This is a genomic window from Mesonia aestuariivivens (assembly GCF_019311235.1).
Taxonomy (GTDB): domain Bacteria; phylum Bacteroidota; class Bacteroidia; order Flavobacteriales; family Flavobacteriaceae; genus Mesonia; species Mesonia aestuariivivens.
Window position 1 is genome coordinate 71669 of record NZ_JAHWDF010000011.1, and the last position, 18866, is coordinate 90534.

General features: G+C 33.3%; 18 protein-coding genes and 1 pseudogene. 12 read left to right on the forward strand and 7 right to left on the reverse strand.

The features are described 5' to 3' along the window. The first annotated feature begins 46 nt into the window (after positions 1-46). The 3 genes from KW502_RS11045 (at position 47) to KW502_RS11055 (ending at position 2041) form a co-directional block, all read left to right on the forward strand. A complete protein-coding gene (locus tag KW502_RS11045; RefSeq protein ID WP_219040617.1) occupies positions 47-394 on the forward strand; it encodes a winged helix-turn-helix transcriptional regulator in 348 nt (115 codons plus the stop codon). 6 nt (positions 395-400) lie between these two features. Next, positions 401-1420 (forward strand): aldo/keto reductase, encoded by a 1020-nt coding sequence (locus KW502_RS11050; protein ID WP_219040618.1) that lies wholly within the window; start codon positions 401-403, stop codon positions 1418-1420. Between the two features lie 81 nt (positions 1421-1501). Then, on the forward strand, positions 1502-2041 hold the full coding sequence (locus KW502_RS11055) for an RNA methyltransferase (RefSeq protein WP_219040619.1): 540 nt from the start codon (positions 1502-1504) through the stop codon (positions 2039-2041). A gap of 64 nt (positions 2042-2105) precedes the next feature. Here KW502_RS11055 and folK read toward each other — a convergent pair whose 3' ends face one another. Continuing rightward, positions 2106-3227, reverse strand: coding sequence for a 2-amino-4-hydroxy-6-hydroxymethyldihydropteridine diphosphokinase (gene folK, locus KW502_RS11060; RefSeq protein WP_219040620.1), 1122 nt, complete (start codon positions 3225-3227; stop codon positions 2106-2108). A 96-nt stretch (positions 3228-3323) separates the two neighbouring features. On the opposite strand from folK, the gene KW502_RS11065 reads away from it, so the two are divergent. The 4 genes from KW502_RS11065 to rpsU all read left to right on the forward strand — a co-directional run bounded on the left by KW502_RS11065 (position 3324) and on the right by rpsU (position 7902). Beyond that, the gene (locus tag KW502_RS11065; RefSeq protein ID WP_219040621.1) at positions 3324-4019 is read left to right on the forward strand and encodes a queuosine precursor transporter; all 696 of its coding nucleotides are present in this window, start codon (positions 3324-3326) and stop codon (positions 4017-4019) included. Then, the gene (locus KW502_RS11070) at positions 4016-6649 is read left to right on the forward strand and encodes an AsmA-like C-terminal region-containing protein (protein WP_219040622.1); all 2634 of its coding nucleotides are present in this window, start codon (positions 4016-4018) and stop codon (positions 6647-6649) included. The genes KW502_RS11065 and KW502_RS11070 overlap by 4 nt, the downstream gene beginning before the upstream one ends. Positions 6650-6667: 18 nt before the next feature. After that, the gene (locus tag KW502_RS11075; RefSeq protein WP_219040623.1) at positions 6668-7534 is read left to right on the forward strand and encodes a sigma-70 family RNA polymerase sigma factor; all 867 of its coding nucleotides are present in this window, start codon (positions 6668-6670) and stop codon (positions 7532-7534) included. A 173-nt stretch (positions 7535-7707) separates the two neighbouring features. Further along, positions 7708-7902, forward strand: coding sequence for a 30S ribosomal protein S21 (rpsU, locus tag KW502_RS11080; protein WP_219040624.1), 195 nt, complete (start codon positions 7708-7710; stop codon positions 7900-7902). A gap of 299 nt (positions 7903-8201) precedes the next feature. Here rpsU and KW502_RS11085 read toward each other — a convergent pair whose 3' ends face one another. Continuing rightward, on the reverse strand, positions 8202-9005 hold the full coding sequence (locus tag KW502_RS11085) for a DUF2797 domain-containing protein (RefSeq protein WP_219040625.1): 804 nt from the start codon (positions 9003-9005) through the stop codon (positions 8202-8204). Positions 9006-9096: 91 nt separating this feature from the next. Here KW502_RS11085 and KW502_RS11090 point away from each other — a divergent pair, with 91 nt between their 5' ends. Beyond that, positions 9097-10620 (forward strand): GH3 auxin-responsive promoter family protein, encoded by a 1524-nt coding sequence (locus KW502_RS11090; protein ID WP_219040626.1) that lies wholly within the window; start codon positions 9097-9099, stop codon positions 10618-10620. A gap of 11 nt (positions 10621-10631) precedes the next feature. On the opposite strand, the gene KW502_RS11095 is transcribed toward KW502_RS11090, so the two are convergent. Genes KW502_RS11095 through KW502_RS11110 form a run of 4 tightly spaced genes read right to left on the reverse strand, consistent with a single transcriptional unit; the run spans position 10632 to position 14146 of the window. Continuing rightward, positions 10632-11066: a GNAT family N-acetyltransferase gene (locus KW502_RS11095; RefSeq protein ID WP_219040627.1), complete on the reverse strand. Its 435-nt coding sequence runs from the start codon at positions 11064-11066 to the stop codon at positions 10632-10634. A gap of 5 nt (positions 11067-11071) precedes the next feature. Continuing rightward, entirely contained in the window at positions 11072-12361 is a 1290-nt protein-coding gene (hemL, locus tag KW502_RS11100; RefSeq protein ID WP_219040628.1) for a glutamate-1-semialdehyde 2,1-aminomutase, read from the reverse strand. Positions 12362-12374: 13 nt separating this feature from the next. Next, positions 12375-13235 (reverse strand): glucosaminidase domain-containing protein, encoded by an 861-nt coding sequence (locus tag KW502_RS11105; RefSeq protein ID WP_219040629.1) that lies wholly within the window; start codon positions 13233-13235, stop codon positions 12375-12377. Beyond that, positions 13232-14146, reverse strand: a complete 915-nt coding sequence (locus KW502_RS11110; protein ID WP_219040630.1) for a 1-aminocyclopropane-1-carboxylate deaminase/D-cysteine desulfhydrase — start codon at positions 14144-14146, stop codon at positions 13232-13234. Before KW502_RS11110 ends, KW502_RS11105 begins: the two co-directional genes overlap by 4 nt. A 95-nt stretch (positions 14147-14241) precedes the next feature. On the opposite strand from KW502_RS11110, the gene KW502_RS11115 reads away from it, so the two are divergent. From KW502_RS11115 to KW502_RS11130, 4 genes are all read left to right on the forward strand, one after another. Continuing rightward, entirely contained in the window at positions 14242-14394 is a 153-nt protein-coding gene (locus KW502_RS11115) for a C1orf53 family protein (RefSeq protein WP_219040631.1), read from the forward strand. A gap of 30 nt (positions 14395-14424) precedes the next feature. Continuing rightward, positions 14425-16404: a urocanate hydratase gene (hutU, locus tag KW502_RS11120; RefSeq protein WP_219040632.1), complete on the forward strand. Its 1980-nt coding sequence runs from the start codon at positions 14425-14427 to the stop codon at positions 16402-16404. 113 nt (positions 16405-16517) lie between these two features. Further along, complete coding sequence (locus KW502_RS11125; protein WP_219040633.1) at positions 16518-17057, forward strand: DUF4136 domain-containing protein; 540 nt, start codon at positions 16518-16520, stop codon at positions 17055-17057. 80 nt (positions 17058-17137) lie between these two features. After that, entirely contained in the window at positions 17138-18283 is a 1146-nt protein-coding gene (locus KW502_RS11130; RefSeq protein ID WP_219040634.1) for a geranylgeranyl reductase family protein, read from the forward strand. A 54-nt stretch (positions 18284-18337) separates the two neighbouring features. Here the strand turns inward: KW502_RS11130 and KW502_RS11135 are convergent. Continuing rightward, positions 18338-18724, reverse strand: a pseudogene (locus KW502_RS11135) (ferritin-like domain-containing protein); the annotation flags it as partial. Positions 18725-18866: the final 142 nt, after the last annotated feature.

The following is an 18866-nucleotide window of genomic DNA, read 5'->3' on the forward strand; positions in this document are numbered from 1 at the left end:
CAACAATAGCAGTATCATTAATGATAGTTTCCTAAAAAACAGCAAGATGAAAAAAGACCTCACTTCTAAAGTCTGTAAAAAAAATATACTAGCCGTTAGAGACAGCTTAGAAGTGTTGAACGGAAAATGGAAACTCCCCATCATAATTACCCTACAAGACGGCCCATTTGGTTTTAATGAATTAGAAAAAAGTATAGATGGTATTACTCCAAAACTACTTTCTAAAAGCCTAAAAGATTTAGAAATGAACGGATTTGTAAAACGAGAGGTGATAAAAGGCAGTCCTATTCAGGTTCATTACAGCTTAACAAATTACAGCGGTAGTTTAGATCAAATTATTGATGCATTAAGAGATTGGGGGTTGCAACATCGCAAACATATTATTGAACAATAAGACATTATGAAATATAATTTATTAGGAAAAACAGGTCTTTGGGTATCAGAAATTTGCTTAGGAACCATGACGTTTGGTGCCAAAGGGAAATTTGCTGCTGTTGGCGGCGTTAATCAAAAAGGCGCCGACGAATTGGTAACCCAAGCCATTGATGCTGGCGTAAATTTTATAGATACTGCCAATGTGTATTCAGAAGGAATTTCTGAAGAAATGACTGGTAAAGCCATTAAACATTTGGGAATTTCTCGAGATGAACTTATACTCGCAACTAAAGTACGTGGTACCATGGGCGACAAACCTAATCAAAAAGGATTGAGTCGTAAACACATTATCGATCAAGTAGAAGCTAGCTTAAAACGATTAGATACTGATTATATTGATTTATATCAAATTCACTCCAATGACCCTATTACTCCAATAGACGAAACACTGCGCGCATTAGATGATTTGGTAAGAAGCGGAAAAGTTAGGTATATTGGCGCTAGCAATGTAGCCGCTTGGCAACTTATGAAAGCATTAGATTACAGTTATTACAACAACCTAGAGCGTTTTAATTCTTTACAAGCTTATTACACTTTAGCAGGAAGAGATCTTGAACGCGAAATTATACCTTTATTAAACGATCAACAAGTAGGCTTAATGGTTTGGAGCCCGTTAGCAGGAGGTTTACTTAGCGGAAAATACGACCGAAACAATAAGAAAAAATCTGGCGGAAGAAGAGATAATTTTGATTTCCCTCCAGTAAACCAAGAACGAGCCTTTAATATCATAGATGTACTTAGACCAATGGCTAAAGAAAATGGCGTTTCTATGGCACAGCTTTCTATTGCTTGGTTATTAAAGCAAAAAAACGTTTCTACCGTAATTGTAGGCGCAAAAAAACCAGAACAATTAGAAGAGAATTTAAATGCTTCTAAAATTGAATTTTCAAAAGACGATCTTGAAAAACTAGAAAAAGTGAGTCAACTTGAACGTGAATACCCTGGCTGGATGTTAGATGCAACAAAACAAGACCGTGAATTGTAATTAATTATTCTATTTTATTAAAATAACAATTAAAATGCAGCTTCTATTTGGCTGCATTTACTTTTTTATATTTTTGCCATTATGGAAAACAGAAAATTAAAAAACAGCGAACTAGATCGTAAAAGTGTAGAAGAATTTAAAAATTCGACTAAAACTCCGCTTATTATTATTTTAGACAACATTAGAAGTTTAAATAATATTGGATCTGTATTTAGAACTGCCGATGCTTTTTTAATTGAAAAAATTTACCTCTGCGGTATAACTGCCACTCCACCCCATAAAGATATTCACAAAACCGCTTTAGGCGCTACCGAAACGGTGGAATGGGAATACGCAGAAAGCACCGTTGAAGTGATAGAAAAACTTCAACAAGAAGAAGTAGAAACACTCGCAATAGAACAAGCTGAAAATGCGGTGATGCTAGATGAATTTAACCCTATAAAAGGAAAAACTTATGCTGTAATTTTTGGGAACGAAGTGAAAGGCGTACAACAAGAAGTGGTTTCTAAAAGCGATCGAGTAATTGAAATTCCACAATTGGGCAGCAAACACTCGCTAAATATTTCTGTAAGTACAGGTGTTGTGGTTTGGGATTTGTTCGCGAAGATGAAAAAAATATAGATTTGACAACAATCTATAAGTTAGAATAGAGAAGATAAAATACCCTAAAACTTATCATCTATTTTCAGCCATTAATCTCTGTCAGCACTTTTAAATAATCTTCTCTAAAATTCACAAAATCAAGTTCAGAAATATCTATAATCTTTACATTTAAATGATGCTGAGTTTTGATAAAATCTAAATAACCTCGATTTATATTTTCTAAATAATCTGAAGGAATATCTTGCTCGTAGCTTCTACCGCGTTTTTTTATGTTTTGCAATAAACGATCGGTGTTTTGGTAAAGATAAACGTATAAATCTGGCTTCGCTAAATCTTTATACATAATATGAAATAGCTTTTTATACAAAGCATATTCTTCTTCTTGCAAAGTTACTTTCGCAAAAATGAGAGATTTATACACATCATAATCGGCCGTCACAAAATCGTTGAACAAATCAAATTGTGAGATATCATCTAACAACTGCTGATAACGATCTGCCAAAAAAGACATCTCTAACGGAAAAGCATAACGCGACTGATCTTTATAGAATTTAGGTAAAAACGGATTATCCTTAAAACGCTCGGTAATAATTTTAGCATTAAAATCTTGTGAAATCATCGTTGCCAAACTTGTTTTTCCCGCTCCAATATTTCCTTCAACAGCTAAATAATTAAAAGACTTTAGTTGAAATTGAGGCAATTTTAAAACTTCATTAACTTCTTCTATTTCAGAAACATCTTCAGTTTCATTTGCTAACTGCTGCACCGTTTTCTTTAAAACTGGGTGTATCATTTCTGCTGCGATATCTTGCAAAGGAAACAATACAAATTTGCGCTCTTGCATTCTAGGATGCGGAACCACCAATTTTTCTGAAGTAATAATTTTATCATCAAAAAAAAGAATATCCAAATCAATTACTCGATTCTCATAAACTTTGCTTTGAGTTCTCTTGCGACCTAAAATATCTTCTATCTCTAAAAGTTTCTCCAACGCCATTTCTACAGAAAAGCGGGTTTCTATTTTCACACAAGCATTAAAAAACTCTTCTCCTACAAAACCAAATGCAGGAGTTTTATAAATTGAAGAAACTGCAGTAACCTCACCAATTCTTTTAAAAATAGCGTTAATTGCATTCTGCAAAAATTCTAACTTATTGCCTTGATTACTTCCTAAAGCTAGGTATGCGGTGGTAGGTTTTTTCAAAAAAAAGAAATAAAATTATAATTTCAGGGCAAATTAACTAAAAGAAAATTATATAAAGTTATTTTTGAGAAAAAGAGTATTAACAAATCTGTTCATTTGGTTTTAGAGAAAAAATTTTCAGCTTACCGTGTTTATTTAATTTTTGCCGCCTTATTTATTACTTCGTTAGTAGTTTCTAACCTTATTTTTCAAAAATTTTTTTATTGGGATTTTTTTGGTTGGTATAGGTTTGAGATTTCTGTTGGCATTTTACCCTATCCGGTCACATTTTTAATCACCGATTTGATAAGTGAGATTTACGGAAAGAAAAAAGCAAATCAAGTTGTAACTACAGGTATTTTTGCCTCGGTATTTTCACTTTTAATTGTGTATGTTTCTAAAGCCGTTCCTGCAACTTCATGGTCGCCTATTAATGATAATCTTTTTTCAGAAGTTTTCGGAAATACTGCGATAGCTGTTTTCGCTTCAATGATGGCATATTTATTGGCACAATATATTGATATTCAGATTTATCATTTCTGGAAAAAGTTAACAAAAGGTAAACACCTATGGCTACGTAATAATTTTTCTACATTTTTATCTCAATTTGTAGACACTTGCAGTGTTCTGGTTTTACTTTGCAGTTTCAGACAAATAAAATGGGAGCTTTTTGGAGGGCTACTTTTAGGTGGTTTTTTATTTAAAATATTAATAGCCATTTGCGATACTCCCTTATTATACTTAGGAGTTTTTATAATGAGAAAGAAGTTTAAACTCAAAAAAAATGAAGAATTAATCATAGAAGAACAATGAAAAAAGCATTAAAAATAGTAGGGATTATTATTGGGTTACTGTTGGTTTTAATTATTCTAGCACCTATACTTTTTAAAGGTCCAATTGAAAAAGCCGTTAAAAATTCAATTAATAAAAGCATAAACGCTACTGTAGAGTGGGAAGAGTTAGACCTAAGTTTAATTAGTAGTTTCCCTAACGCCGAATTAAAACTTAAAAATTTAAGCGTTATTAACAAAGCACCTTTTAAAAATGACACTTTAGCTACTAGTGAAGAATTAGGGTTAAGTTTAGGTATTCCGCAGCTATTTAAAGGCGGTCCTTACAGCATTAATGAGTTAACCTTAAATAATGCTTACGTTAATATTAAGGTAGATTCTTTAGGAAATGCAAATTATGATATTGCTAAAGAAACTACCACAGATACAACTACAACTCAAGCAAATAATGCTGGCAACGCACTTTCTTTAGACATACAGCATTATGAGGTTAATAACTCTCGAATTAATTACTTAGATGAAAGTTCAAAAACATTCTTAAGAATCACCAATTTTAACCATTACGGAAATGGAGATTTTACCGCTGAAAAGACAAACTTAGAAACAAAAACTGAAGCTATTGTTTCTTTTGAATTAGATAGCGTAAATTATTTAAATAAAAATAATCTAAAATTAGATGCCAATTTTGAAATGGACTTGGCTAACCAGAAATACACATTTTTAGAGAACAAAGCCTTAATTAATCAATTACCACTTACGTTTGATGGTTTTGTAAAGATTAATGAAAATAACCAAGAAATAGATCTTACGTTTAAAACTCCATCTTCAGACTTTAAAAACTTCTTAGCGGTAATTCCTGAAACCTACTCTAAAAACTTAGATGGTGTAGAAACTACAGGAGATTTTACAGTGAATGGTGAAATTAAAGGTATTGTAGATGAAAAACATATTCCTACAATGAATATTGCTATTAAAAGTGATAATGCCTCTTTTAAATATCCAGACCTTCCTAAAAAGGTAGAAGACATTAGTATTGACGCAGTTTTAAAAAATAAAACCGGAATTTTAGAAGATACGTATGTAAACTTAGAAAAGCTAAACTTTAAAATAGATCAAGATCGTTTTACAGCAAAAGGGAATTTTAAAAATTTAATGGATAATCCATTAATTAACCTAACCGCTAACGGGACGTTAAACTTAGCCAACTTAGAAAAGGCCTATCCTTTAGAATTAGATATGGATCTAAACGGAATTTTAAATGCAAATTTAACTGCCAATTTTGATATGAATTCTATAGAGAAAGAACAATATCAAAATGTAAAAAGCAGTGGTCACGCAAGCATTAGCAATTTTAAATATTCCTCACCAGAAATACCAAATGAAGTAAATATCGCTAAAGCAAGTTTAAATTTTAACAACGCTAAGGTTACCTTAGAAGAAATGGATATTAAATCTGGACAGACCGATGCAAAGATTACTGGTACACTAGATAATTTCATGGGGTATTTATTTTCTGACCAAGTATTAAAAGGAAGATTTAAAGTACAATCAAACACATTCTCTGTTAATGATTTTATGGTTGCAGAAACTAAAGAAAATCAACCTCTAGAAAATAATAAAGATAAAACTTCAACTCCAACCAAAGAAGATGCTATTAAAATACCATCATTCTTAGATGCAAAGTTAGATTTCAGTGCAAATACTGTAATTTACGACAATCTAACGCTTAAAAACACTAAAGGCGCTCTAAGTATAAAAGATGAAACCGCTTCTTTAGAAAATGTTTCTGCAGATATTTTTGGAGGAAATATTGGCATTAACGGAAATGTTTCAACCAAAACAGAAACACCAGTTTTTGATATGCAACTTAGCTTAAACCGAATAGATATTGTAGAATCTTTTCAAAAGTTAGAGCTTATTCAAAATATAGCACCACTTGCTAACGCGCTGCAAGGATTACTAACTACCAAAATTAAGTTAAATGGAAATTTAACTAATGAGTTAACACCAATACTTACCTCCCTAGCTGGTTCAGCATTTGCAGAAGTATTAAACGCAAAAGTAAATACAGAAAAAACACCATTATTATCTAAGTTAAATGGTGAATTAAACTTTTTAAACTTAAATAAGTTAGTTTTAAAAGATTTATCGACTAACTTAACATTCAATAATGGTCAAATTCAAGTAGATCCTTTCAACTTTAACATTGAAGATATAAATATTACTGCCGGAGGCTCACATAGCTTTGATAATCAGATGAATTACTCGCTTAAATTAGACATTCCTGCTAAATATTTAGGAGATAAAATAGGTAGCGGATTAGCAAATTTAACTAAAACTGATATTCAAAGCACAAAAGTTGAGCTTCCTATTGGATTAAGCGGTACATTTGCAAGCCCAAAAATACAGTTAAATATGAAACAAGCCGTTTCAGACTTAACTCAACAAATTGTAGAAAAGCAAAAAGATGAGCTTAAAGACAAAGCCAAAGAAGAAGTTGGCAAAAAGCTAAAAGACTTATTAGGAGGAAAAGGTAAAGAAAATGCAAAAGACTCTACCGCAACCAAAGAAAATAAAAGTGACGAAGATAAAATCAAAGAAGCTGCAGGAGATATTCTTAACGGCTTATTTGGTAAGAAGAAAAAGAAGTAATAATGAAAAAAAAAGTAAATGAGACAGCTTAAAATAACCAAACAAGTTACCAATAGAGAATCTGTCTCTTTAGACAAGTATCTACAAGATATTAGTAAAGAAGAACTAATTACTGCAGATGAAGAAGTAGAACTTGCGCAACGCATACGACAAGGAGACCAGATTGCGCTAGAAAAACTAACTAAAGCGAACTTACGTTTTGTAGTTTCTGTAGCAAAGCAATACCAAAATCAAGGATTAAAACTACCAGATTTAATTAATGAAGGTAATGTTGGTCTCGTAAAAGCAGCTAAACGTTTTGACGAAACTCGTGGTTTTAAATTTATCTCTTATGCCGTTTGGTGGATTAGACAATCTATTTTACAAGCACTAGCTGAACAATCTAGAATTGTAAGATTACCTCTTAACAAAATTGGAAGTATTAGCAAGATTAATAAAGCTTTTGCAACCTTAGAACAAGCTAACCAAAGACCTCCTACCCCAGAAGAAATTTCTGCCGAGTTAGATATGACGGTTTCAGAGGTAAAGCAATCCTTAAAAAATTCTGGAAAGCATTTATCTATGGATGCACCATTAAAAGAAGGCGAAAACAGCTCTAATTTATATGATGTTGTAAAATCTGGCGAATCACCTAATCCTGATGATAATTTAATTTTAGAGTCTTTAAATACTGAAATTAACAGAGCCTTAGATACACTAAATACTAGAGAGGCAGATGTACTTAAACTTTTTTACGGTCTTAATGGAGAACGCCCAATGAGTTTAGAAGAGATAGGTAGCACCTTTGGTCTTACTAGAGAAAGAGTTAGACAAATAAGAGAAAAAGGAATAAGAAAACTAAGAAGTAGCTCAAAAAATAAGGTCCTAAAAAATTATTTAGGTTAATTTTTTTTGAAAAACTTTCAAATTAACTTATTTTCTTTCCATAATTTAATAAGTTTGCAATCTGAATTTATAAAAGTTTTTGAGCTTACACTCAAAACTGCTTTAATAAGGTTGTAATATTCAGTTTTTTTCAGAAAAGTTCTGGAGAAAAATAATCATTTAAATGCGTATTAATGCTTATAGTAAAAGTAAAAGACGGAGAAAAAATTGAACGTGCTCTAAAAAGATTAAAAAGAAAATATAGAGACACTAAAACTTTACAGAAGTTAAGAGACAACAAACATTTCACTAAGCCATCTGTAGCAAGAAGAAAACAAGTTCAGAAAGCGGCTTATATTCAGTCTCTTCGCGATAAAGAAGAAATATAGATAGCTATACATTTTATTCTAAATGATCCTACAATAAAGTTTCATGAAGAATTAAAATGGTCTGTTTTCTTTACGCAAATTTAGGTGAACTATAGAAATTAAATATATTCTAAAGTTTCAATTTTTGGTTAAATTTCAACTATGTTTTATAGTTTTAAGTTAGCCTTTAATAAAGTGAAATTTAGAAATTAGTATTATAAATAAAACCGGAATGTTTAAACACATAGTTAAACATTCCGGTTTACCTTTTTATATATTTTTGAGCTTCTGCATATAAACTATGCGAAAGCTTATAGGTTTTAATTACTGCCTAAAATTTCTAAATTCACTTTATACCCCTCATTGCTTCGCACATTAAAGACGGTATTATCTTCAAAAATTAAATACTGTCCTTTAATGCCTTTTAGCTTACCTTGAAAATCTGGGTTTTTATCTAAATTTAAACTTTTCAGTTTTTTTGGATACTCTAAGACAGGAAATTCTATTTCGGTTTCTTTATTAGAAGCCAAATAATACTCCTGTACCTCGTCTGGTAAATACTGTTTCAAATTTTCACGTGTTTCTTTTAAATCTACATCTTCAATTTCATTTTTCAGCATTGTTCTCCAGTTGGTTTTATCGGCTACATGAGGTTTTAAAGCTACTTCTGCAATACCCGCTAAATACCTGTTAGGCACTTCAACTATTTCAATCGCTTCATGCGCACCCTGATCTATCCACCGCGTAGGTATTTGTGATTTTCGAGTTACTCCTACTTTTACATTACTAGAATTTGCTAGGTAAACAATATGTGGCTGTAATTGTGATTTTTTTTCATATTCTAAATCGCGATCTTCTTCCCCTAAATGAGCTTTACTAAGTTCTGGTTTCATAATCCAATCTCCTGCTCGCGGGGTTTCATAAAAACAATCATAACAAAAACCTTGACGATAAATCTTCTTATCTTGCTCACAATTTAAACATTGATAACCAGTAAAGGTTATGCTGAGTTCTTTATCCAAAAGCTGATTTACATGAACAAAGTCTCCCTCAAAATCCATAAAATACTGAACTTGAGTTGTTAATTCTGTCTTCATTTTTCTTAACACACCTTTAAACTGCATAATTGTATATTTTTTTATTGAAAGCTTTTGATGAGCCTAAAATAATCTTATTTTTATACTTAGACAATTAGGTTTAACTATACTCGATTAAATGCCAATACCTATCGTAAATTCTATTGCTTCTTGGTTTTTAAAGAAGCGTATCCATCAAATGGAACTCTTTATGAAATACCCTCATGAGGTTCAAAATGAGCTTCTTCAGCATTTAATAAGTAAAGCTAAACAAACTGAAATAGGAAAAAAGTATGAATTTAGTTCTATAAAATCTTATCGAGATTTCGCAGAACGGTTGCCCATTCAAAATTATGAAGAAGTAGAACCCCTTGTAGAAAGAGCTCGTTTAGGCGAAGGAAATATATTTTGGCCCACTCCAATAAAATGGTTTGCAAAATCTAGCGGAACAACAAACGCTAAAAGTAAGTTTATACCAGTAAGCCCAGAATCACTAGAAGATTGTCACTATGCTGCCAGTAAAGATTTATTATGCCTATACTTAAATAACAACGAAAACTCACAACTTTTTACAGGAAAAAGTTTACGCTTAGGCGGAAGCAAAGACTTATACCGAGAAAACGGAACTGCTTTTGGTGATCTCTCTGCTATTCTAATAGACAATATGCCTTTTTGGGCAAGCTATAGCAGTACACCAAATAATGAAATTTCGCTAATGAGCGATTTTGAAAAGAAAATGCAAGCAGTCGTAAACTCTACCATTAAAGAAAATGTAACAAGTATAGCCGGAGTACCGTCTTGGATGTTGGTGCTACTCAACAATGTTATGGAGAGTACACAAAAAAGAAGCCTCATGGAAGTTTGGCCAGATTTAGAAGTGTATTTTCATGGCGGTGTGAGTTTTGAGCCTTATCAAGAACAGTATAAAAAAATAATACCTTGTCCTAGTTTTAAGTATTATGAAATTTATAATGCTTCGGAAGGATTTTTTGCTGTTCAAGATCAAAACTACAGCAACGAGTTATTACTAATGTTAGACTACGGAATTTTTTATGAATTTATTCCGATGGATTCTTACGGAAGTCACGAAGAAAAAATTGTTCCGTTAAGTGAAGTAGAAATGGGTAAAAATTATGCCGTGGTCATTACTACAAATGCGGGATTATGGCGTTATAAAATTGGAGACACCATTCGCTTTACTTCCTTGGCACCTTACCGCATTAAAGTTACTGGGCGCACGAGACACCACATTAATGTTTTTGGAGAAGAACTTATTATTGAAAATGCTGAAAATGCTTTAAAAAAAGTTTCCAAACTCACCGATTGTGAAATCGTAGATTATACTGCTGGACCTATTTTTATGGAAGGAAATAAAAAAGGGGCTCACGAATGGATTATAGAATTTAAAACACCACCAGAAGATTTAGCTCATTTTCAAAAATCCTTAGATCAAACGCTTCAAACTCTAAATAGTGATTATGAAGCAAAACGACATAATAACACTACTCTAAATTTACTTCAGGTGCATCAAGCTCAACGAGGTTTATTTTATGAATGGTCTAAGAGACATCAGAAATTAGGAGGACAGCATAAAATACCTCGTCTTTCTAATAAAAGAGATTATTTAGAAGAATTATTAGAAATCAATAAAAGTTTAAAGTAATAGATCTAAAATCACTTTAAAAACTTACAAAAGTGAAAGCCTAAGATAGAAAAACCGTTTTGATGGTAAAACTTATGAGATCTTCTATTTTCCAAATAAGTATTTAATTCAACAGAATTACAGCCTTGCTCTTTTGCCCAATTTTCTATATGCTGAAATAAAATCTTGCCGTAACCATTAGATTGATTTTCTTGATCGACAATTACATTATCTACCTCTAACTGTTTCCCGGAGTAAAATCTAACCGTCATCCATCCACTTGAAAGTGCAATTAGCTTTTTATTTAACATCAAACCAAAGCAATAATAATTTGAAAACTCAAACATCTGAGAAAGAAAAGCTTCTAGTTCTTTCTCAGATAATTTAGGATTCAATTGATGAGCTAACGGAATTAATTCTGAAATTTCATTTCTTGAGAAAAAACTAAATTCTATAGCTTCATTCATATTACTTAAAAGTTTTTATAAGTCACCTTATCTACCGCTTTAATCGTAGCATCTAAATCTGCAGTTGAAAGTGCTTCAGAAATAAACCAAGTCTCAAAAGAACTAGGTGCAATATAGACACCGTTTTCCATCATTCCGTGGAAAAACTTATTAAAACGTTCATTATTTCCTAAGGCTGCCGACTCAAAATCGATCACTGGTTCTTTTGCAAAATGAATAGAAATCATTGATCCTATTTGGTTTATAGTATGATCAATTTTATTTCGGTTAAGCACATTTTTAATTCCGTCTCTTAGGTAAGTCGTCTTTTCATTAATGCTATTAAAAATTTCGCGCTTTTCATTTAATTCAGAAAGCATCGCTAAACCTGCAGCCATCGCCAAAGGGTTTCCACTTAAGGTACCTGCTTGATAAACTGGACCGTTTGGAGCTAAATAATCCATAATCTCATCACGTGCCGCAAAAGCCCCTACGGGTAAACCGCCGCCAATCACTTTACCGAAAGTAACGATATCTGCATTTACATTTAAAAGCTCTTGTGCTCCGCCTGGTGCTAGACGAAAACCAGTCATTACCTCATCAAAAACGAGTAATATATCATTTTCATCACAAAGCTTACGTAAACCTTCTAAAAAACCTTTTTGCGGTGGGATGCATCCCATATTTCCTGCTACTGGCTCTAAAATAATACAAGCAATTTCACCTTGGTTGGCTGACACTAGTTCTTCTACAGAAAGTAAATTATTATATTGAGCTAATAATGTATCTTGAGCAGTTCCTTTGGTAACACCAGGACTGTTAGGGGTTCCAAATGTTACCGCTCCACTACCAGCTTGTATTAAAAATGAATCACTATGCCCGTGATAACAGCCTGCAAATTTGATGATTTTATCTCTTTTCGTAAATCCTCTAGCTAGCCGTACAGCGCTCATACAAGCTTCTGTCCCGCTGTTCACCATTCTAATCTTATCGATATTGGGAACCATAGAAACTGCTAGTTTAGCAATTTCAGTTTCAATTTCGGTTGGAGTTCCAAAAGAAGTTCCTTTTCTAGTTTTTTCAATCACCGCGTTAATTACTGGCTCATGTGCGTGACCTAAAATCATAGGCCCCCAAGAGTTAATGTAATCAATCAGTTGATTCCCGTCTTCATCATATAAATACGCTCCTTTGGCTTCTTTAATAAAAATAGGGTCTCCACCTACCGCACTAAAGGCCCGAACAGGAGAATTTACCCCACCAGGAATGTATTTTTTTGCTTCTTGAAAAAGTTGACTGCTTCTTTGGTATATCATAATGGTATTTTTGTTATAAAGACTTCACGTAAAGTTTCTGTCCTACAGCAAGATTATTAGATTTTAAATTGTTCATTTTTTTTAGTTCTTCTACGGTCAATCCAAATTGCCTAGAAATACTATATAAAGTATCACCTCTTTTCACGTTGTAGCGAATACTGGTATAATCTTTTTTCACCTCTGCATTCTTTTTTCCTCTTCGACTTGCATTACCTAATACTTCGTCGTCATATTTATGGAGCTCATAGCGCTCAATAATGCTAATTAATTTTGCAGGGTATTTGGGATCTGTTGCATAACCTGCAGATTTTAATCCACGAGCCCAAGCTTTGTAATCGTCTTTATCTAATTGAAATAAAGAGGCGTATCTTCGGCGATCGGTAAGAAAAAGTGAATGATCTCTAAACGAATATTTAGGATCATTATATTTTCTAAAACATTCATCTAACGCATCATCATCATGGTAAACTTTATCGCCCTGCCAACCATTACATTTAATTCCAAAATGATTGTTAGATTTCACAGTTAATTCACCTTGTCCCGCACTTGACTCTAGCACGCCTTGCGCCAAAGTTATACTAGCAGGAATCCCATAAAGCTTCATTTCTTCTTTAGCAATAGCCGCAAAATTATAAATGTAACGCTCTGTATTATTTTTAAAAGTTGGCTTGTTAGTTTCAGTTTCATTAATTTCTTCCAATTTACTTTCGGTTACTTTTTTAGGAAGATTTTCTTTTGATGATTTTGGAGGTTCAACTTTTTCTCTACGTACTTCTCCTTTTCGTTTATTGTACCCGTTTACCTTTTTCTTTGAACCACAGGCTGAAAGAATTAAAGTGATAATGACTAAACTTAGTATTAATCTAATTTTCATAATTTAATAAGTGGTAAATTTTTCTTTGCTAATTTTTGATTCATTCCTTCGATACCTTGCAAACCACCGGTATGAATGAGCAGCACTTTTTTATTAGTGAATTGTTCTTTTTTTAATAGATCGAAAACTCCAAACATCATTTTACCCGTATAAATTGGATCTAGAGGAATGTTGTTTTCTGTGGTAAACGTATTCATAAATTCAACTAACGCTGTATCTACTTTAGCATAACCGCCAAAATGATAATCTATTATTAACTGATAGTTCTTTTTTTTAGCAAATTTATCAATTTCTTTGGTTAAAAAATCACCTTTCAACGCTGGAAAACCTAAAATTTTTTGATGCTTTTGAGAAGAATTAATGATCCCAGCAATAGTGCCTCCCGTTCCCACAGCACAGCAAATCACATCAAACTGATTATCTTCTTTAGTTAAAATCTCTTCACAGCCTTTTATTGCTAGTTGATTGGTTCCTCCTTCTGGAACTATAAAGCTATCAGGAAATTCTTCTTGTAAAGAGTCTAAAAAATACTCATTCTCTTTTTCTCTGTATTGATTTCTAGTAATAAATTTAAAAGTCATTCCGCATTTTGAGGCAAATTGCAAAGTCGGATTTCCTGCAAGAGTTTTTTCGAAATCTTGACCCAATTCTTCCCCACGAATCACACCTACACTTTTTAAGCCTCGTTCTTTGCAGGCTGCGGCTGTTGCTGCTATGTGATTAGAATAAGCGCCTCCAAAAGTCACAATCGTAGACTTGTTCTGATGTTTTGCTTCTTGTAGATTATATTTTAATTTTCTAAACTTATTTCCAGAAACAAAGGGATGAAGCAAATCTTCACGCTTTATAAAAAGTTGCGTGGTGGAGTTTGCTATTGGGTTTTTAATTTTTTCAATTTTACTGAAGCTCATTCTTCTTTAGATAAAACACAAAATTATAATTTAAACAATGATAGTCGTCGTTAATTTTAAAATTTCCAATATTTAATCCTTATTTTTGAAGAGATATGAATAAACGCATCCCTATAGAAGAAGGAGATTATTATCTAACTCCCGAAGGTTACCGCTGTTTTACCAAACAATATCATTTAAAACGTGGCTATTGTTGCAAAAGCGGTTGTAGGCATTGCCCTTACGGATTTGATAAAAATAGAGATTGATAAATAAAAGATCAAAAAGACGAAGAACTTATGACCTTTCAGCAAAAAATAGTACAAGGAATTCCAAACGAATTACCTCCTAAAAAAGAATACGATTCTAACATAAATCACGCGCCGAAGCGAAAAGAAATTTTAGCTGAAGATGAGAAAAAATTAGCCTTGCAAAATGCCTTGCGTTATTTTGAACCTCAACATCACGCTGTCTTAATTCCTGAATTTAAAGAAGAATTAGAAACCTACGGCAGAATTTATATGCATCGTTTTCGTCCCGATTATAAAATCTACGCACGTCCAATTGATGAGTATCCCGGAAAAAGTGAGCAAGCAAAAGCGATTATGCTTATGATTCAAAATAATTTGGATCACGCTGTAGCGCAACATCCGCACGAATTAATTACCTATGGCGGTAACGGAGCGGTTTTCCAAAACTGGGCGCAGTATTTATTAACGATGAAATATTTAGCCGAAATGACCGATGAGCAAACGCTTGCGATGTATAGCGGTCATCCTATGGGTTTATTCCCTTCACACAAAGATGCGCCAAGAGTTGTTGTGACCAACGGAATGATGATTCCCAATTACTCCAAACCTGACGATTGGGAAAAATTTAATGCGCTGGGAGTAACCCAATACGGACAAATGACTGCGGGTAGTTATATGTATATTGGCCCGCAAGGTATTGTACACGGCACAACTATTACCGTTCTTAACGGATTCAGAAAAATAAAAAAGGAACCTAAAGGCGGTCTTTTTGTAACTTCTGGTCTTGGCGGAATGAGTGGTGCTCAACCTAAAGCAGGTGACATCGCTGGTTGTATTACAGTCTGTGCAGAAGTAAACCCTAAAGCGACAAAAACTCGTCACTCCCAAGGTTGGGTAAAAGAAGTAATTGAAGATACTGCAGAGTTGGTGAACCGTGTAAGAAAAGCACAAAAAGAAAAAGAAACTATTTCTATTGCCTATGCCGGAAATATCGTAGACGTTTGGGAAAAATTTGATGAAGAAAACTTACATATTGATTTAGGAAGCGATCAAACCTCCCTTCACAATCCTTGGGCGGGTGGTTACTATCCTGTAGGACTTTCTTACGAAGAGTCTAACAAAATGATGGCTAATCACCCAGAACAGTTTAAAAAAGAAGTTCAACGTAGTTTAAAGCGTCAAGCTAAAGCCATTAACAAACATACCGCCAAAGGAACTTATTTCTTTGATTACGGGAATGCTTTTTTATTGGAAGCTTCTCGTGCCGGTGCAGATATTATGCGTGAAGATGGGAAAGATTTTAAATACCCAAGCTACGTGCAAGACATTATGGGACCTATGTGTTTTGATTATGGCTTTGGCCCATTTAGATGGGTTTGTGCTTCTGGTAAAGCTGAAGATTTACTAAAAACAGATAAAATAGCAACTTCAGTTTTAGAAGAATTAAAAAAAGAAGCTCCAGAAGAAATTCAGCAGCAAATGCAAGATAATATTACTTGGATTAAAGGAGCACAAGAAAATAAACTCGTCGTGGGTTCTCAAGCCCGAATATTATACGCTGATGCTGAAGGAAGAATAAAAATTGCCAAAGCTTTTAATGAAGCGATTGAAGCCGAAAAAATTGGTCCTATAGTTTTAGGGAGAGATCATCACGATGTTTCTGGTACAGATTCTCCTTACAGAGAGACTTCTAATATTTATGATGGTAGCCGATATACTGCAGATATGGCTATACAAAATGTAATTGGTGATAGTTTTAGAGGTGCTACTTGGGTAAGCATTCACAACGGTGGCGGCGTTGGTTGGGGTGAAGTGATTAATGGTGGATTTGGTATGCTTCTTGATGGAAGTAAAGAAGCTGCAAAACGCTTAGAGTCAATGCTTTTTTGGGATGTAAACAACGGAATTTCTAGAAGATCTTGGGCAAGAAATGATGAAGCCATTTTTGCTATTAAAAGAGCGATGGAAAAAGAACCTAATTTAAGAGTTACTTTACCTAATAAAGTAGATCCAAGCTTGCTAAATTAACCCGCGTTAGGGATGGAGCGATTTGTTGAAGCTCTTTTAAAATTCTTTACTGAAAAAGAATTTTAAAAAGCGACTCGCGAGAGCCCGCCAGAACGCCCTAAAATAAAATTGCTATGAAAATAAAAAACTTTTTTGCGCCTTTAGCTTTCTTCTTGATTCTTACTTCGTGTAGTTCTGTAAAAGTAGCCACAGATTACGACCGTGAAGCCGATTTTAATCAGTACCAAAGTTTTGCATTTTATAAACCAGGAATTGATAAAGCTGATGTATCTGACTTAGATAAAAAAAGAATCTTACGTGCCATAGAAGCTGAAATGACAGCTAAAGGATTTACTAAATCTGAAAACCCAGATTTATTGGTGAGCATCTTCACCAAAACACAAGAAAACGTAAACATCTATCAAAATAATTTTGGTTACGGTTACGGTTGGGGCTGGAATCCTTGGTTTTGGGGCAACGGTTACAACACAGTTTCTAGAACTACCGAAGGAACTTTGTATATAGACTTGATTGATGCGAAATCTATGGAATTAGTTTGGCAAGGAATGGGAACTGGCGCTCTAACAATGGATATGAAAAATAAAATTGAACGCATTAATGAAATGGTTCAAAAAATTATAGAACGCTATCCGCCAGGAAGCAAAATGAAATAAAAATTGAATAAATTAAAATAGCTTTGGATTTTCTGAGGCTATTTTTTTTATATTATTTTAGCTTTCTAGATTATATACAAATGAATAAAATGTTTGACGTTGCGGTGATAGGAAGTGGTCCTTCTGGAGCAATTGCTGCCTATGAATCTGCTAAAAATGGCTTAAAAACTATACTAATTGAAAAAGAAACTTTGCCGCGCTACAAGACTTGCGGAGGTGGCTTTGTGTATCGTGGACTTAAAAATATGCCATTTTCAGTAGATAAAGCGATCGACATTAAATTTAATGAAGTAACTATTCTATTTGGCGCCAAAAATCTTTCCTTTAAAACAAAAAGAGAAAAGCCTATTATTAGCATGGTAATGCGTGATCAATTTGATCATCTTATCGTGAAAAAATCACAAGCTGAAGGTGTTGAATTGTTTGAAAATGCTAAAGTTCAAAATTTAGTATTTCATGATAATTATACACAAATAGAAACTTCGCAAGGAAATATTGCAGCTAAATTTATTATTGCTGCCGATGGCGCCCTGAGCCCCACAGCTAAACTTGCGGGATGGGAAGAAACCCGAAGAATGTCTCCAGCATTAGAATATGAAATTACGGTAAGTGACGAAACTTTTAAAAAATTGGCAGGATCGGCCAGATTTGATATTGATGCTGCTCCTCAAGGTTATGGATGGTGTTTTCCTAAAGCAAATCATTTATCGGTTGGTGTAGGTAATTTTAAGAAGTCTAGCAAAAAAGTTAATTTAAAAAAAGCATATCAGGAGTATCTCAAATTGTTAGGCATAGATAAAGTTTTAAGTGAGGAAGCTCACGGTTTTATAATCCCTACTTCTCCGCGCACTGATGGGTTCGTTAAAAAGAATGTTTTTCTTACTGGTGATGCTGCAGGTTTTGCAGACCCTATTACCGCTGAAGGAATTTCAAACGCCATTGCCAGTGGTGTAATGGCAGCTCAAGCTATTGTCGAAAGTCAATTAAATATAGAGCAAGCCAAAGCTTTATACTTAGATAAAGTAAATAAAAAGTTACTCCCTGAACTAGAAACAGGCATAAAATTGGCTAAGTTTTTCTACGGTCAAAAAAAATTACGCAATATTCTATTAAAGAAACACGGACAGAGAGCTGCAGAATACATGACTAATATTTTTATGGGAGATAGCACTTATCCACAAAATTTCTATGCAAAAGTTAAGCAAAAATTAAAAATTACTTTTTAAACATAAAAAAACCTCTCCAAATGAAGAGGTTCTTTTATTAAAATTTATTCGTTTTTAAGAAATCACTTTAAAATTTTTCGCACTTTGCTGCGCTTCGACAATCTGATTTTTTTGATTGGTTAAAATAGTTTTTACAGATGGTGGCAAACTTGTTTCTGAAATTACTTCATTGTATTCATCTAAAGATGCTTGTTCTCCACGCTTCACTTCTTCCATAACTTGTTCTTCACTACTTGAAGAAACTGCTGCTTTTAAATCCATCCATGCACGGTGTACTGTTCCTGATGCACTTCCGCCTTTATCTGGCTCCTGACCATAATTTTTGATTTCAGTTTTAATCTCATGTCCAAAATCGTAACGCTTTTGAGCTTGTTTCTGAAGAAAATCTTTCATTGTTGGATTTTCTACTTTTTCAGCAGCATCTTTATAACCTCTTTCTGCGTCATAATTCTTTTATAAAAGGTTATTCAATTTTTTAGCAACTTCTTTTGTAAATTCCATAGTTTTTTATTTAAAGATAACTATGTTCTTTATTATTAATCAAACCATTAACTAAGCTTAAGAATAGAATTAACGAAGATTA